The 15,558-nt window shown below is 71.6% G+C and carries 15 protein-coding genes; 11 read left to right on the forward strand and 4 right to left on the reverse strand.

Going from position 1 to position 15,558, the window contains the following annotated elements; genetic code table 11:
• Positions 1 to 8: 8 nt before the first annotated feature.
• The 5 genes from ASG05_RS06515 (at position 9) to ASG05_RS06535 (ending at position 4,634) form a co-directional block, all read left to right on the forward strand.
• Positions 9 to 575 carry a type 1 glutamine amidotransferase domain-containing protein gene (locus ASG05_RS06515; protein WP_056259042.1) on the forward strand — a complete coding sequence of 189 codons (567 nt, stop codon included), beginning with the start codon at positions 9 to 11 and terminating at the stop codon, positions 573 to 575.
• Between the two features lie 142 nt (positions 576 to 717).
• Positions 718 to 1,317, forward strand: a complete 600-nt coding sequence (locus ASG05_RS06520; protein ID WP_056259044.1) for a hypothetical protein — start codon at positions 718 to 720, stop codon at positions 1,315 to 1,317.
• Positions 1,318 to 1,447: 130 nt separating this feature from the next.
• Positions 1,448 to 2,656 (forward strand): GAF domain-containing protein, encoded by a 1,209-nt coding sequence (locus ASG05_RS06525; protein ID WP_056259047.1) that lies wholly within the window; start codon positions 1,448 to 1,450, stop codon positions 2,654 to 2,656.
• A 430-nt stretch (positions 2,657 to 3,086) separates the two neighbouring features.
• Complete coding sequence (locus tag ASG05_RS06530) at positions 3,087 to 4,253, forward strand: RtcB family protein (protein ID WP_056259048.1); 1,167 nt, start codon at positions 3,087 to 3,089, stop codon at positions 4,251 to 4,253.
• A 42-nt stretch (positions 4,254 to 4,295) separates the two neighbouring features.
• Positions 4,296 to 4,634, forward strand: a complete 339-nt coding sequence (locus ASG05_RS06535; protein ID WP_056259225.1) for a hypothetical protein — start codon at positions 4,296 to 4,298, stop codon at positions 4,632 to 4,634.
• A gap of 55 nt (positions 4,635 to 4,689) precedes the next feature.
• Here ASG05_RS06535 and ASG05_RS06540 read toward each other — a convergent pair whose 3' ends face one another.
• Genes ASG05_RS06540 through ASG05_RS06555 form a run of 4 tightly spaced genes read right to left on the reverse strand, consistent with a single transcriptional unit; the run spans position 4,690 to position 9,034 of the window.
• A complete protein-coding gene (locus tag ASG05_RS06540; RefSeq protein WP_056259049.1) occupies positions 4,690 to 5,037 on the reverse strand; it encodes a LysR family transcriptional regulator in 348 nt (115 codons plus the stop codon).
• On the reverse strand, positions 5,034 to 5,861 hold the full coding sequence (locus ASG05_RS06545) for a hypothetical protein (protein WP_056259055.1): 828 nt from the start codon (positions 5,859 to 5,861) through the stop codon (positions 5,034 to 5,036). Before ASG05_RS06545 ends, ASG05_RS06540 begins: the two co-directional genes overlap by 4 nt.
• A gap of 21 nt (positions 5,862 to 5,882) precedes the next feature.
• The gene (locus ASG05_RS06550; RefSeq protein ID WP_056259058.1) at positions 5,883 to 8,216 is read right to left on the reverse strand and encodes an SDR family oxidoreductase; all 2,334 of its coding nucleotides are present in this window, start codon (positions 8,214 to 8,216) and stop codon (positions 5,883 to 5,885) included.
• On the reverse strand, positions 8,213 to 9,034 hold the full coding sequence (locus ASG05_RS06555) for a hypothetical protein (RefSeq protein ID WP_056259061.1): 822 nt from the start codon (positions 9,032 to 9,034) through the stop codon (positions 8,213 to 8,215). Before ASG05_RS06555 ends, ASG05_RS06550 begins: the two co-directional genes overlap by 4 nt.
• 98 nt (positions 9,035 to 9,132) lie before the next feature.
• On the opposite strand from ASG05_RS06555, the gene ASG05_RS06560 reads away from it, so the two are divergent.
• From ASG05_RS06560 to epsC, 6 genes are all read left to right on the forward strand, one after another.
• Positions 9,133 to 9,912: an SDR family oxidoreductase gene (locus ASG05_RS06560; protein WP_056259065.1), complete on the forward strand. Its 780-nt coding sequence runs from the start codon at positions 9,133 to 9,135 to the stop codon at positions 9,910 to 9,912.
• Positions 9,909 to 10,889 carry a lysophospholipid acyltransferase family protein gene (locus ASG05_RS06565; RefSeq protein ID WP_082486511.1) on the forward strand — a complete coding sequence of 327 codons (981 nt, stop codon included), beginning with the start codon at positions 9,909 to 9,911 and terminating at the stop codon, positions 10,887 to 10,889. The genes ASG05_RS06560 and ASG05_RS06565 overlap by 4 nt, the downstream gene beginning before the upstream one ends.
• Positions 10,886 to 12,583 (forward strand): FAD-binding oxidoreductase, encoded by a 1,698-nt coding sequence (locus ASG05_RS06570; RefSeq protein ID WP_369814043.1) that lies wholly within the window; start codon positions 10,886 to 10,888, stop codon positions 12,581 to 12,583. The genes ASG05_RS06565 and ASG05_RS06570 overlap by 4 nt, the downstream gene beginning before the upstream one ends.
• Positions 12,584 to 13,199: 616 nt before the next feature.
• Positions 13,200 to 13,862, forward strand: coding sequence for a hypothetical protein (locus tag ASG05_RS06575; RefSeq protein ID WP_157490107.1), 663 nt, complete (start codon positions 13,200 to 13,202; stop codon positions 13,860 to 13,862).
• 169 nt (positions 13,863 to 14,031) lie between these two features.
• Positions 14,032 to 14,970 (forward strand): cysteine synthase A, encoded by a 939-nt coding sequence (gene cysK / locus ASG05_RS06580; RefSeq protein ID WP_056259070.1) that lies wholly within the window; start codon positions 14,032 to 14,034, stop codon positions 14,968 to 14,970.
• Between the two features lies 1 nt (position 14,971).
• Positions 14,972 to 15,523, forward strand: a complete 552-nt coding sequence (gene epsC, locus ASG05_RS06585; protein ID WP_056259072.1) for a serine O-acetyltransferase EpsC — start codon at positions 14,972 to 14,974, stop codon at positions 15,521 to 15,523.
• The last annotated feature ends 35 nt before the right edge of the window (positions 15,524 to 15,558 follow it).

Raw genomic sequence — 15,558 nt, forward strand, 5'->3', positions numbered from 1 at the left:
GCATCACCATGGCAAGCACCGAACTCACCGGACGTCGCGTCCTCGCGATCGTCACCAACTACGGCGTCGAGCAGGACGAGCTCGTCGTCCCCGTCGCGAAGCTGCGCGAGCAGGGCGCGACCGTCGTCGTCGCCGGCGTGTCGACCGAGCCGGTCGAGACCCTCGTCGGCGACAAGGACCCCGGCCAGTCCGTCCGGCCCGACACGACGATCGCCGAGGCCGACGCGGCCGACCACGACCTGTTGCTCGTGCCCGGCGGCACCATCAACGCCGACACCCTCCGCACCGAGAGCGACGCCGTCGACCTCGTCAAGGCGTTCGCGGCGGCCGGCAAGCCCATCGCGGCCATCTGCCACGGCCCGTGGGCGCTGATCGAGGCCGGACTCGTCGAGGGCAAGGAGCTCACGTCGTTCGCGTCGTTGCAGACCGACGTCCGCAACGCGGGCGGCACCTGGGTCGACCGCTCGGTCGTGACCGACGTCGAGCAGGGTTTCACGCTCGTGACCTCGCGCGACCCCGACGACCTCGACGACTTCGTCCGCGAGGTCTCGACCGCCCTGGCCGAGACCGCTTAGGGTCCGTCCCGCTGCGTGCGGGTGCCCGTCGTGCCCCGGGGGACGACGGGCACTCGCACGGGTCTTTAATGGGGGTTCGGGCCGGTCGTCGGCCCGCACCCGGTCGCCGCGGCGACCGACCGGTCGAGAAAGGGGCGCGACGATGTTCGGCAAGACGCGCGCCACCCCCTCGGAACCCGCGACGCCCGACCCCGTCGCCCTCGAGCGTGCCGTGTCCGAGGGCGTCCTGATCTCACGGGCGGCCGCGGTCGTGTCGGTCGCCAACTCGATCGTGATCCGCGCCCTGCGCGACCACGAGCACTTCGACCACGAGCGCACCCGCGAGGCCGTGCGGACGATCCTCGGGCGGCTCTCCGCCGAGCAGCGCGAGCAGAACGAGCGCATCGGCGGCGAGCGGGCCAAGGCTCTGAAGGCCAAGGGCCGGTCTCGCCACCAGCACGACTACCGGCGGGGCGACGACGACACGCTGTGGTTCCGCGAGAAGACCTACACGGCCGTGGCCGAGAGGCTCGACGACCTGCAGTCCGACGACGAGTTCGTCGGCGGCATCGTCGCCGCGGCCGTCGAGCGGGCATGGGGCGACGTCGGTGCCGTCATCGTCACGAAGGTGTCGGCGGTCGAGGCGGTCGACCCGGCGTACCACGACGAACGCGACCAGCGCCTCCGGGCCCTCGTCGACGAGGACATCGCGCGCCTGCTCGCTCAGCCCCCTCCGGGGTCCGACGCGCCGCGGTCGTTCTGACGCCCGCGCATCGGCCCCCGACCTGGGGCTGGCCGCCCGCCACGGCGACGACCACCATGGAACGACACCGCTCGGCCCTCACCACGCAGAGCCCTCGTCGATCAGGCCACCGTCGTGGGAGGAGCCCGGCATGAACCGTTTCGTGACCTTCGCGTTGCACGGGGTGATCCGGCAGCGCAACCGGTGGTTCGACCGTCGGCTCGGGCTGCCGAAGCCCGAGGGCGTCGCCCGGGCGCACGCGCCGGGAGTCAGCCCCGACCGCGTCCTGCTGTTCGGCAGCGGACCCGCCGTGGGGTGGGGCGTCCGCAGCCACGACCTCGGCCTCGCCGGGCACCTCGCACGCGCCGTCTCGCAGTCGACGGGCCGGGGCGTCGACGTCGACGTGCTCGCCGACCCGGCCATGCGCACGCCCACCGCCCGCCGCGTGCTCGCCGACCGCGACCTCACGCGCTACGACGCCGTGGTCGTGGTGACCGGCATCAACGACGCCCTCGAGATGACCGACCTCACGAAGTGGCGACGGGCCTTCGTCGACCTGCTCGTGCACATCGAGACCGAGACCGGCGGCGCCAGCAGCCCCGTGCTGGTGACGGGCATCCAGGCCCCCAGCGAGGTCACCGTGTTCCGCATCGCCTGCGGGGGTCTGGTGGACCGACACGCGGCCGCACTGAACGAGGTCATCCGCGACGTCTGCTCGACGCATCCCCGCGTGCACGTCCTCATGCCGCCGTCGCCGCTCTCGGGCCACGACGACCGCGACCAGCTGATCGCGAAGTACGCGCGCTGGGGCGAGGCGCAGGCCGAGCTGCTCGCGCCCATGCTCGACGCCCAGATGTCCGCCGGCGGCGGGGTGGCACGGGCACGCCGACACGCCCCCCAGGCCGAGGTCGACCGCGTCGAGGCGATCCGGGCGCTCGGCCTGCTCGACACCGACCCCGAGGAGCGCTTCGACGACATCGTCGAGCGGGCACGGACCCTGCTCTGCGCGAGCGGGGCCGCGTTCTCGCTCGTCACGGCGGACCGCACGTGGAACAAGGCGCTGGTCGGCGGCGGTGACCGCGAGATGCCGGCCGCCCTGTCGTTCTGCGCCCACACGGTGGCCGGCGGTCAGCCGTTCGTCGTCGAGGACGCCTGGGCGGACGAGCGCTTCGGCGTCGAGGCGCCGGCGCGGTTCTACGCCGGCTACCCGGTCGAGAGCCCCGACGGCGTCCGCATCGGCGCCCTCTGCGTCGCCGACCCCGAGCCCCGCACGATCGAGAGCGTCGACCTCGTCATGCTGCGCGAACTCGCCCTCAGCGTGCAGCGCGAACTCGCCCGGCAGGTCGTCGCCCGCGCCTGACCTTCGATGTACACGAAGATGTACATCTTCTGCTCGTCCGGCAGCACCGGTCGACCGCTCGAGGCTGACGGGCACTGGACACGCGACACGCCCGGGATGTAAGTTCGGTCTTCCGCGCCGATCGACGGTGCGGAGACGTCGGAACGACGAGACAGAGCACGAGAGGAGGCCGCGATGTCGTACGAACGCACGCCGCGCCTCCTGAACCAGCAGCCATGCGACGGCAAGCCCGTCGAGGGCACGCCCCTCCGCGGGCGACGCTGGCTCTCTCTCGACCCCCTCCGCTAGGCCCGACGACGTCACCCGACGCCCCGAGCCCACGAGGCCCGGGGCGTTCTCCGTCTCTTCGACACCGCAGGCTCGACGGCCGCGGCACGAGGGAACGTCCGCCCGCCCCGGACGACGACCCCCTCACAGAATCGAAAGGACCATGGAGAAGATCACGTCCCGGCTGTTCAGCTGGGCAAGCCTGCTCGAGGCGAACACCGAGCAGCAGGCACGGACGACGTCGACGATGCCGTTCATCTACCCGCACCTCGCCCTGATGCCCGACGCCCACCTCGGGCTGGGCGCCACCGTCGGGTCGGTCATCCCGACGCTCGGCGCCGTCATGCCGGCCGCCGTCGGGGTCGACATCGGCTGCGGCATGATCGCCGTGAAGACGCAGTTCGTCGCGGGTGACCTGCCCGCCGACCGGAAGCCCCTGCGCGAGGCGATCGAGCGCGCCGTGCCGACGTCCGCCGGTCGCGCCAACGCGAAGATCGTGGCGACGGCCGAGCCGCGCGTCGCCGAGCTGACCGCCCTGGCCGAGGCCGCGGGTTTCGACCCGTCGTCGTACGCGAAGACGTGGCAGTTGCAGCTGGGCACGCTCGGCTCGGGCAACCACTTCATCGAGGTCAGCCTCGACGAGGCCGACGCCGTGTGGCTCTTCTTGCACTCCGGCAGCCGGGGAGTCGGCAACAAGATCGCCCAGACGCACATCAAGGTCGCCCAGGCGGCCATGAAGCGGTGGTGGATCACGCTGCCCGACCCCGACCTCGCCTACCTCGTCGAGGGCACGCCCGAGTTCGACCGGTACGTCGACGAGCTGCGGTGGGCCCAGCGGTTCGCGCTGCTGAACCGTGAGGAGATGATGGACCGCGTCGTGCGGCAGTTCGCCGACTGGGTCGGAGCACCCGTCGACGAGCAGGAGCGCATCAACTGCCACCACAACTTCACGCAGCAGGAGCGGCACTTCGGCAAGGACGTCTGGCTGTCGCGGAAGGGCGCCATCTCGGCCCGCGCCGGTGAGCCGGGGCTGATCCCGGGGTCGATGGGCACCGCGTCGTACGTGGTCGAGGGCCGGGGCGACCCGGTCGCCCTGCAGTCGTCCCCGCACGGTGCGGGTCGTGCCTACTCGCGGAGCGCCGCCCGGAAGACCTTCACGCACGAGCAGCTGCGCGAGGCCATGACGGGCATCGAGTACCGCGACACCGACGCGTTCCTCGACGAGATCCCCGCGGCGTACAAGCCGATCGACCAGGTGATGGCCGACGCCGCGTCGCTCGTGACGATCCGCCACACGCTGCGGCAGATCGTCAACGTCAAGGGCGACTGACACCGGCGCCCGGGGGCGGGGCCGGCGGTGCAGACTCGGACCATGAGTGCTGCACCGCTGGTCACGCCCGACGGGCGGTACCTCGTGGTGCGCGGCCGGTTGTGGCGACGGACGGACCCTCGCCTCGACGAGGCGACCCGCGCCTCCATCGTCCACGAACTGATGGAGGCGCGGCGTGCGAAGAAGACGGCGCTGGCCGACGACGACGCTGCCGCCGTCGAGGCCGCCCGGGCCCGGGTCGACGCGGCGAAGACCTCGCTCGGCGAACGCGGCCCGGTGTGGTGGGACGACGACGCTCCCGACGAGACCCGCCGCATGGCACGGAACACGCGGTACGCCGACTGGTTCGCCACGGTCGGGCCTGACGCCGCCACGAACTAAAGACCGCGCCACGCAATCCGATGGCGCAGTGTTTATTTCGTGGCGGGCTGCGGGCCTAGCGGCCCTGGCGCTTCTTGAACGGCTTCGGCTGACCCTTGACGGCGGGCGTGCGCCCCTTGCCTTTGGACGCCTTGGCCTTGCCGCCGGCGGGCGGGGGAGGCGGCGGCGTCGGGGTCGACGGGCTCGCGAGCTCGTCTTCGGCGACGACGACCGCAGCCTTGCCGGCCTTCGTCAACCGGTACGGCGCGACGTCACGGTCGAAGAGCTTGGCCCCGAACTCGAGCTCGAGCGCCTCGATCGACGACTCGAGCTTCTGGCGTGAGATGCCGAGCTTGTCGGCTGCCACGGGGAAGTGCAGCACCTCGGCGGCGACCAGGAAGTGCCGCAGGTGGCTGGTCTTCACGCCGTGGCGACCGAACCGCCGGCGGGGGAGTCGGCACGGATGCCGAGACCGTCGAGGGCCTTCTGGAAGATCGTCAGGCCGCTCATGCCGGGCAGGTTCGAGATGTTCTGGTCGAGCTTGACGGCCGCCTTGCGACCCTCTTCGCCGCTCATCAGCTGGCCGAAGACGAACTTGACGTCGTCGACCTCCATGATCGACGAGCCGACCGGGGCCCAGACCTTCGACAGCAGGAAGCGCGTCAGCTTCTGCGCCTTCTTGCTCGCGAGCAGACGTTCACGGGCCTGCGAGACGTAGAACGCCACGTGGCGGGCCTCTTGCTTGGCGATGCGCTTCAGCAGCTCGGCGAGCACCGGGTCTTGTTCGAGCTCGGCCATGCGCTTGTAGGCCGAGACGGCCGAGTACTCGTTGGCGGCGCCCCACGACATGTGGACGGCGACGAAGTCCGAGCCGACGATCTTGCCGAGCAGGCCCTGCTTCACCGGGTCGAGGCGCTCGCGCCAGCCGAGCTTCAGGCGGTTCGCCCGCAACTGGTCGTAGTCGACGGTGATGCCGTGCACCTCGAGGATGGCGGCGAGGGCCTCCCCGTGCCAGAACTCCTCGCGGTTCCACATCGTCATGAACGTCGTCATCTCGTTCTCTTTGTGAGACGGAGTCGTCAACAGGTCACGGGTGTAGCAGACCGTGTGGTACTCGACGTCGGCCATGTAGCGCAGGGTCCGCAGCGAGTCGGCCGACAGCGGGTTCTTGCGGAAGTGGTCGAGGTCGAGGTCGTCCCAGCTCAGTCGTTCGGAGGTCGCGGCGAACTTGTCGATGTCGAAGGCCATGTGATGTCAGGAGGCGCGGGCTCAGGCCCTGCCTCCGTCTCCTTTCGCTGTGGTGCCGCTGGTGCCGCTCGTGCTGCTGGTGCCGCCGCGCGTCCAGTCGCGGATGCTCCATCTTCTTCGGAGCGCCTCGCGTGCCAGATTGCTGTCGGGGTTGACCGCGTTCGGGTGTCCGACCATCTCGAGCCAGGCGAGGTCGGCGAACGAGTCACCATAACCGTACGACCCCGAGAGATCGATGTCGTTCGCCTGGGCGTACTGCCGCAGCCAGGCGGCACGGGCCTCGTCGACCAGCGGCGGCTGCGCGAGGTAGCCGGTGTAGACCCCGCCGCGCTGGTGCATCGTGCTGGCGACGACCTCGTCGAACAGATGCGCCAGGGGCGTCGTCAGGGTGTCGATCGAGCCCGTGACCAGCACCGTGCGGTGCCCCGCGGCGCGGTGCTCGGCGAGGCGCGCCAGGGCGTCGGGCAGGGTGTGGCGCAGGACGGTGTCGGCGTAGCCCTTCGACCGCACGACGCCCGAGAGGCGGGCGACCGGCATGCCCTCGTAGCGGCGCGAGAAGGTGCGGATGAACTCGCCCCGGTCGCGGCCCTCGGCGCGCAGGTACCGCGGCAGCGAGGTGAGCAGGCTCGCGACCTCGCCGGGCCACGCGGCTTTGCGGAAGCCGGCCGAGCGCACCCAGAGGTACTGCTCGACGATGTTGCTGGCGAGCACCGTGCCCTCGAGGTCGAACACGGCCACGACGTCGTCGCGTCGAGGCAGCGCCCGGGTGTCGGCGACCACGGCCGCCGCGGCGGGGCGCACCGAGAAGGCCCGCGTCATCGAGGTGATCGACGGGAAGTGCACCTCTTGGAAGTAGGCCTCCCAGTCGACGTCGGTCACGTCGAAGCCGATGTCGGCGGGCGACCCCTCGGGCAACCCGGCGTGCAGCGCCCTCGTGCGGCGGTCGTCGAAGATGATCTCGGACTGCACGTAGTGGCGGTAGAGGTCGGTGAGGCTCTGCAACGACTCGAGGTCGGCCCGACGGGTCTGCACCGTGGCCAGGGCCGTCCGGGTGCGCAGCGTGCTCGGCAGGCGGCTCAGCACGGCCTCGCGCACGTCGTTCACGCGGTTGGCGGTGCGGATGGCTCCCTCGACCTTGCGCACCCCGGGGAAGTTCCAGTGCGGGGCCTCGATCGACGAGTGCTCGTCGCGCGGCAGCGGGTTCGCGGTGAAGAAGGTCTTGAGGTTCTCGAACATGCGCAGGATCGAGAACGGGTTGCTGCCGCCCGAGCTGGCGTGGAAGTACTGGGGGCTGCCGGCCTCGACCGGGTTGGCCGCGACGGCGAGGATCACGTTCACCACGTAGTCGACCGGGATGACGTCGAGCACGCTGTCGGGCACCCCGGGGAACTCGGGCAGCAGGCCACGCGCGTACGACATGATCAGCGGGTCGGCGACCTTGAAGCCGTCGATCCAGCCGGGGTACGGGTGGCGGTGGGCGCTCTCGACGATCGCCGGTCGGACGACCGACAGGCGGTGCCCCGCGTCGGCCCAGAGCTCTTCGGCGGCCCGCTCGGCGAACGCCTTGGTCAACGTGTACACGTCGGTCCAGCCGAGGGTCTCGGCCCGGGTGCGCCCGTAGTCGACCAGGCGCGCCTTGACCCAGGCGACCCGCGCCTCCTCGGCGGCGGCCGCGACCGCCTGCGGTCCGGTCTTGCCGTGCGCCGCACGGCCCTGCGCGAGGAACCCGCGCAACGTCTCGGGCTGGCGCGAGGCGGCCTCGACCCGGGCACGGGCGTCGGCGGCGGCGGCCCGTTCGGCACGCCAGTCGACGACGTGGCCGAGCGACGCCTCGGGGAAGACCCCCTTGCGGATGCCCCCGACGTAGGCCGTCGACACGTGCACGACGTGCGGGTCGGTGCCGGTCTTCGCCAGGGCCTCGTACAGCCCGACCGCTCCGCCCACGTTGGTCTCGAAGGCCTGGTCGATCGGCGGGTCGAACGACACCGTCGAGGCGCTGTGGATGACGACGTCGAGGTCGCCGGGCAGGTCGGGCAGGTCGCCCAGACCGCTCTCGATCACCCGGAGCCGCTCGGTGAGGGCCTTCTCGACGCCCTCGGGTCCCACGGCGTCGCGCCACGACGAGAAGACCGGCTTCTTCAGCAGGTGTCGGAGGCGCCCCTCGGCCGAGGTGCCCGCCTTGGGGCGGATCAGCAGGGTCACGGTCGTGCCGTGGTGCGACGCGAGCAGTCGCTCGAGGATCGCCTGGCCGACGAAGCCGGTGCCGCCGGTCAGCAGGACGTGCGCGTCGCCGAGGTCGACCCGCGTGGCACCGGGGGTCCGGTCGGGCAGGGCGAGGCCGGGGGTGGAGCTCATGCGGTCAGCTTTCTGGTCACGGCCGCCGCGACGGCGGGGTCCATGCCCGGCAGGTCGGCGACGAGGGCGCCCACGCGGTCGGCGCGCACGTGGCCCTCGGCCCCGCCGAACACGGTGGCGTCGAAGAAGGTGCGCTCGGAGTCGGCGCGCTCGACGGCGCCGACCGGCCAGACGGCCGTCAGCAAGGAGGCGCGGGTCATCTTGACCGCGCGGCGCGAGTCACGCAGGCGCCAGTCGGCCTCGCTCGCGAAGAAGCGTTCGTGACGGGCCTTGACGACCCGTGCTCGCTCGACCACGGTCGTCAGCGTCGGGTGGGCGCCGAGCTCGTCGAGCCGATCGTATGCCTCTCGGAGCACCCATTCGTCGACGGCGCCGGTCGTCGTGTGGACGGCCACGATCGGCGAGCCGACGGTGACGGCCTGGAGGGCCCGCGTGATGGGCCCACGGCGTTCGGTCGCCTCGGAGGCGGCGTGACGCTTCGCCCCCTCGGGGACGTCACGGTTGCGGGGTTCGTCGTGGGCCTCGAGGACGGCGTCGAGGGCGTCGGCCAGCCAGAACTTCTCGAAGGCCCACGTCACCAGGAACGCGGTGACCCGGGTGTCTTTGTGGGTGGCCGTGACGAGCAGGTTGCGGAGGTTCTCCATCGTGGCGCTCTCGAGCCGGCCGAGATGACGGACGAGGCGCAGGGCGTCGGCACCGAGGGGGGCGGCGGCGAAGCCGGACAGGTCGAGGTCGGGACGCCAGTTGCCCTGGGCCGTCTTGGTGAACTCGCGGATGTCGAAGTCGAGGTCGGCGCGCGGGTCATCTCTGGTCGTCATGACGGGTGGACCTCCGGGGCAGAAAAGGACGAGGCGAGAAGGGCCTCGAACGTGTCTCGATGCGCGCAGTCTGCTCTCAGCACCGTATCGTAAGCGGCATGGCTGTAGCGCTCGTCACCGGGGGCACGTCCGGCATCGGAGCCGAATTCGCCCGCCAACTCGCCACGCGCGGCTGGGACATCGTCCTGGTCGCCCGTGACCTCACCCGACTCGACGAGACGGCGACCGCGCTGCGCGCCCTCGGCCGTGACGTCGAGGTCCTCGCCGCCGACCTCGGCGACCGCTCGGACGTCGACCGCGTCGCCGACCGGCTGGCCGATCCGGCCCGTCCCGTCGACCTGCTCGTGAACAATGCCGGTTTCGGCATGCACACCCCGCTGACCTCGACGGACGTCGCCGCCCACGACCTCGCGTTCGAGGTCATGTGCCGCACGGTGCTCGTGCTCTCGGGTGCCGCGGCACGGTCGATGCGCGAGCGCGGGCACGGGCACGTCGTCAACGTCTCGAGCACCGCAGGCCTCATGGCGATGGGCAGCTACTCGGCGATCAAGGCCTGGGTCACCTCCTACAGCGAGGGCCTCTCGGTCGAGCTCAAGGGCACCGGCGTGGGCGTCACGGCCCTGCTGCCGGGCTGGGTGCGGACCGAGTTCCATCAACGTGCCGGCATAAAGTCGTCGTCGATACCCAACGCCCTGTGGCTCAGCACCGAACAACTGGTCGTCGCGTGCCTGCGCGACGTCGACAAAGGCAAGGTGATCTCCATGCCCACGCTTCGGTACAAGGTGCTGATGGGATTGGTCCGGCACGCCCCGAAGGGCGCCGTCCGTGCCGCGTCCGGGGCGATCTCGTCGAGCCGTCGCAAGCCGGTGGGTCGGTGAGCGTGCGGCACGACCGCGACGGGCGTCGCGATCACGCCCGCCTCGACGCCGTCGCGCAGCGCGTCGACGACGTCCGCGCCGACGTGGCCCAGCGGGCCGGCGACGTCGCCCAGCGCGCGGGCGACGTGGCCCAGCGCGCCGGCGGCGTGGCCAGCGACGTGCGCGACCGGTTCAGCTCGCGACGCCACGCGATGGCGCGCTACGTCGCCCAGCGCATGGTGCTCAAGCCGACCATCTGGTCGATCACCGACGTGACGGTCATCGACCGCGATCGCGTCGAGGGCCTCACGGGCGGGTTCATCGTGGTCGCCAACCACTCGAGCCACCTCGACGCCCCGCTCATCCTCGGCGCCCTGCCCCGCAAGCTCGCGCGCTACCTCGCGACCGGGGCCGCGGCGGACTACTTCTTCGACGTGCCGTGGCGGCGACAGCTGACCGAGCTGTTCTTCAACGCGTTCCCGGTGCAGCGGGGCTCGGGGACGGCGGCGTCCGCGGCCGACGCGACCCGCGCCTCCTCGTCCGGGGCCTCGGCGGGGTCGACGCCGCAGAGCTCGGCCCGTCGGCGGGCCGCGGCCAAGGCGGCCGCCCGGGGGCGCCAGGGTCAGCCCACCGTCAGCGCACGGTCGCTGCTGCAGCGCGGCTACCCCGTGCTGGTGTTCCCCGAGGGCACCCGCTCGAAGGACGGCACCGTGGCGACGTTCAAGCCCGGCGCCGCCGCACTCGCGTCGGCCTGCGGCGTGCCCGTCGTGCCGCTCGCCCTGATCGGCGCGAACATCGCACAACCCCGGGGTCGCAGCTGGCCCCGGCCCGGGCGGCTGCCCGTCGGCGTCGCGTTCGGCGACCCGATGCGGCCCCACGACGGCGAGTCCGTCACCGACTTCTCGACGCGCGTGCGCACCGAGATCCTGCGTCTGAAGGACGCCAACACCGCCCGCATCCTGGGCTCGTCAGACCCGCTCGAAGGAGAACGCCCGTGACCGACGTCAAGCAGAAGAAGAGCCCCGCCGTCGACGGCGTCAAGCACATGAAGTGGTGGGGCTGGGGCGTCGAGGGCGTCGCCTTCCACCACGACGACAAGCCCGCCTTCGCGCCCTTCGTCAAGAAGATCGTCGGCGTCGAGCTGTCGCAGGGGCACGACACCGGGCTCTCGTTCGACGACCTCGACGTGCCCGCCTCGCGCGTCGGCACCGAGGTGCTCGACTCGCTCGTCCAGATCGTGGGCGACGGACAGGTCGTCACCGACGACCACGACCGCGTCGTGCACACCTACGGCAAGAGCATCCGCGACCTGATCCGCATCCGCGCCGGCCGTCTCGACCGCGTGCCGGACGTCGTCGTCTACCCGGCCGACGAGGACGAGATCCAGCGCATCGTCGACCTGGCCGTGGCCAGCGACCTCGTGCTGATCCCGTTCGGCGGCGGCAGCAACATCGTGGGCAGCCTCGAACCGCTGCCGACGGAGGAGCGCACGATCGTCTCGCTCGACATGGGCCGCCTCGACCAGGTGCTCGACATCGACGAGGACGGCGGCCTCGCCCGCATCCAGGCCGGCGGCCAGGGCCCCGACCTCGAAGAGCAGCTGAACGCCCGCGGCTGGACCCTCGGGCACTTCCCCGACAGCTTCACCCACTCGACGCTCGGCGGCTGGGTCGCCACCCGCTCGTCGGGCATGCAGAGCGACAAGTACGGCGACATCGCCGACATCACCAAGGGCCTGCGCGTCGTCCGCCCGGGCGGCGTGCTGTCGATCCGCGCCGTGCCGAGCGCCTCGACCGGCCCGTCGCTGCGCGAGATGATCATCGGCAGCGAAGGGCGCCTCGGCGTCATCACCGAGGTCACGGCCCAGGTGCACCGCCTGCCCGAGAAGCGCGAGATCCTCGCCTACCTGTTCCCGTCGTGGCACGACGGCCTCGCCGCCATGCAGGCGATCGCCGAGAGCGACGCACGCCCGTCGGTCACGCGCGTCAGCGACGCGCACGAGACGGCGTTCTCGTTCGCCACCTCGAAGCCCGGCAAGGGCATCTCGCAGAAGGTCACCGACCTGCTGCCGACGATCCTCAAGGCGAAGGGCTGGGACGTCGACGCGATGTGCCTGTCGTTCATCGGCTACGAGGGCACCCCCGAGCACGTCGCCCACACGCAGAAGGCGGTCGGCAAGATCGTCAAGGCGAACAAGGGCATGAGCGTCGGCAAGGGGCCGGGCAAGCTCTACGACCAGAAGAAGTTCGACACGCCCTACCTGCGCGACTTCTTCATGGACCACGGAGGCGCGGCGGACGTCTCCGAGACCGCCGCACCCTGGTCGAAGCTGCGCCTCGTCTCGTCGCGCGTCTACGCCGCGGCGAACCAGGCCTTCGACTCGATCGGCAAGCAGGGCTGGATCATGGGCCACCTGTCGCACTCCTACCACTCGGGCGCGTGCCTCTACTTCACCTTCGCGTTCGAGCACGGCTCCGACGCCGAGGCCGAGTACGACGTCGTCAAGCACGCCATCCAGCAGGCGTTCATCGACACCGGCGCGACCGTCTCGCACCACCACGGCGTCGGCCTCGAGCACCAGCCCTGGCTCGCCCAGGACGTCTCGGCCGAGGGCGTGGCCGTCATGCAGGGGCTGTTCGACTCGGCCGACCCGGGGCGCGTGTTCAACCCCGGCAAGGTGACCGGCGCGTAGTCCCGCGCCGCGCCTCCTGCGCCGCTGCTGCCGGCCTGCCGCCGCCGCCGCCGGTCTGCACCCCGCCACGAGATGGGCACAGCACCACGATTAGTCGTGGTGTTGTGCCCATCTCGTGGCGTCGTGCGTGATGCATCACCTCGTGCACAGGACCAACGCCCCGATCGTGCATCCACAAGGAGGCGCGGGTCACGCCCCGAGGACGCGACCGGTCGGTCACGGTGGCCTCGTGCCCACCTCCCTTCCGCCCCTCGTCTTCGCGGCCACTCACGGTTCGCAGAGCAGACACGGCTCCGCCCTCCGTCGTGACGCCAGGCACGGGGTGTTCCATCGTGTTCATCCAGGGGCCTACGTCGTGACGGCGGACTGGGTGCGGCTCGACCCGCGTCAACAACACGTCCTGACGGTGCGAGCCGTCCTCGCGGGATTGTCCACGGGTGCCGTGGTGTCGCACGCGTCGGCGGTCGCCCTGCACGGGCTCCCGAGCGCGGGCTGGCCGCGCGGGCCGGTCCATGTGATCGATCCGTCGCGCGACCGGATGCACGTGACCGACCGTGTCGTTCGTCATCCCGGACCAGTCGACGCTCAGGACGTCGTCGAGGTCGACGGGCTCCCCGTGACGAACGACGTACGGACGGCCGCCGACAGGTCCAGGACGGCGTCGTTCGCCGACGGCGTGCTCTGCGTCGATGCCGTCCTGCGGCGCGCGGCGATCCGGGCCGGTTGCTTCGCCTCGGCCGCTCGACGAGACCCGACGTCGGCCGCCCGACATCGGTCGCGCGTGGAGGACGTGGCCGAGGACGCGCGTCAGCTGCTGGTCGAACGGCTGGCCCGGGCACCCGGCACGCGGGGACTCTCCACGGCTCGGCGGGTCGCGCTGTTCGCCACACCGTGGGCCGAGAACGGCGGTGAGTCGCTGTGTCGCCTGGCGCTCCTCGAGCTCGGGACCCCGGAGCCCGCGATGCAGGTCGAGTTCTTCGACGGGCAGGGGCTGGCGGGTCGCTGCGACTTCGTGATCGGTGACGCGGCGCTCGAGTTCGACGGCAAGGTGAAGTACGACGACGCGGCGATGCGCGCAGGCGAGGTTCCGTCGGCGGTGGTGAAGGCTGAGAAAGACCGTGAACGGCGGCTGCTGCGGTCCGGTGGCATCCGCGCGATCGGTCGATGTGACGCCGACGACGTCGCCCGTCGCCTTCCGCTCGCCAGAACCCTCCGAGACCTCGACCTCGAGCTCAGGCCGCGACACAACGCCACGATGTGGGCACACCGCCAGGTTTAGGCATGGTGCTGTGCCCACATCCTGGCGTGGTGGCGAGCGAGGGGCGGGGCGGGGCGGCGCGGGGCGGGTGGGCGTCGCCGGGCGACACACAGGGGGGCGGCGCAGCGGGGCTGCATAGGATGTGCATCGATTCGTCCGCACAGAACCCGCTCACGGAAGAGACCCGCGCATGCCCGGAATCCACGCCGACATCACCTCGGCCTTCGGCAACACCCCGCTCGTCAAGCTCAACTCGTTGCCCGTCGAGGGCGGGGCCGAGGTGCTGGCCAAGCTCGAGTTCTACAACCCGGGCGCCAGCGTCAAGGACCGCCTGGGCGTCGCCATCGTCGACGCGGCCGAGGCCTCGGGCGACCTGAAGCCCGGCGGCACGATCGTCGAGGGGTCGAGCGGCAACACCGGCATCTCGCTCGCCCTCGTCGGTGCCGCGCGTGGCTACCGGGTGATCGTCACGATGCCCGAGACGATGAGCGTCGAACGGCGCACCGTCATGAAGGCCTACGGTGCCGAGATCGTGCTGACCCCCGGCCCCGAGGGCATGAAGGGCGCCGTCGAGCGGGCGAAGCAGATCGCCGCCGAGACCGAGAACGCGATCTGGGCGCAACAGTTCGAGACGCAGGCCAACGCCGAGATCCACCGGCGCACCACGGCGCCCGAGATCCTGCGCGACACCGACGGCGCGATCGACTTCTTCGTCGCCGGCGTCGGCACCGGGGGCACCATCACCGGGGTCGGCCAGGTGCTGCACGAGCAGGTCCCCGGCGTGAAGGTGGTGGCCGTCGAGCCCGCCGACTCGCCCCTGCTCAGCGAGGGCAAGGCCGGGCCGCACAAGATCCAGGGCATCGGGGCGAACTTCGTGCCCGAGGTGCTCGACCGCTCGCAGATCGACGAGGTGTTCCCCGTGCAGCTCGACGACGCCCTGCGCGTCGCCCGCGACCTCGCCACGAAGGAGGGCATCCTCTCGGGCATCTCGTCGGGTGCCATCGTCCACGCCGCCCTCGAGATCGCGAAGCGGCCCGAGAACGCCGGCAAGCGCATCGTCGCGATCGTCTGCGACACGGGCGAGCGGTACCTGTCGACGGTGCTCTTCCAGGACCTCGCGGACGCCTGAGGTGCGACTGGTCGCCCGCCTGCGGGAGGACCTCGACACCGTCACGAGGCGCGACCCGGCGGCTCGGGGCCGCGTCGAGACCGCCCTGGTCTACTCGGGCCTGCACGCGGTGTGGGCGCACCGCGTGACCTCGCGACTGTGGCGCGCGGGGCCGACGCCGCGCCTCCTCGGCTCGCGGTTCGTCGCGCGGCTGCTCTCGCAGCTCGTGCGGTCGCTGACCGGCGTCGAGATCCACCCGGGGGCCCGCCTCGGCGCCCGCCTGTTCATCGACCACGGCATGGGCGTCGTCATCGGCGAGACCGCGGTGGTCGGCGACGACTGCACGATCTTCCATGGCGTGACCCTCGGCGGCAAGGGACGAGGAGGCGCGCTCGGCCGCCGACACCCCACCGTCGGTGACGGCGTGATGATCGGTGCCGGGGCCGCCGTGCTCGGCGGCGTCACGGTGGGTGACGGCAGCGTCGTCGGGGCCAACGCGGTCGTGACGAAAGACGTCCCGCCCAGGTCGGTCGCCGTGGGCGTGCCCGCGGTGGCCAGGCCCCGCTCCGACTGACCGGGTCACGTTCCGGGTCTGCTCCCGGGACCGGC

It is taken from the genome of Frigoribacterium sp. Leaf186 (assembly GCF_001423905.1).
In the GTDB taxonomy this organism is placed as follows: Bacteria; Actinomycetota; Actinomycetes; order Actinomycetales; family Microbacteriaceae; genus Frigoribacterium.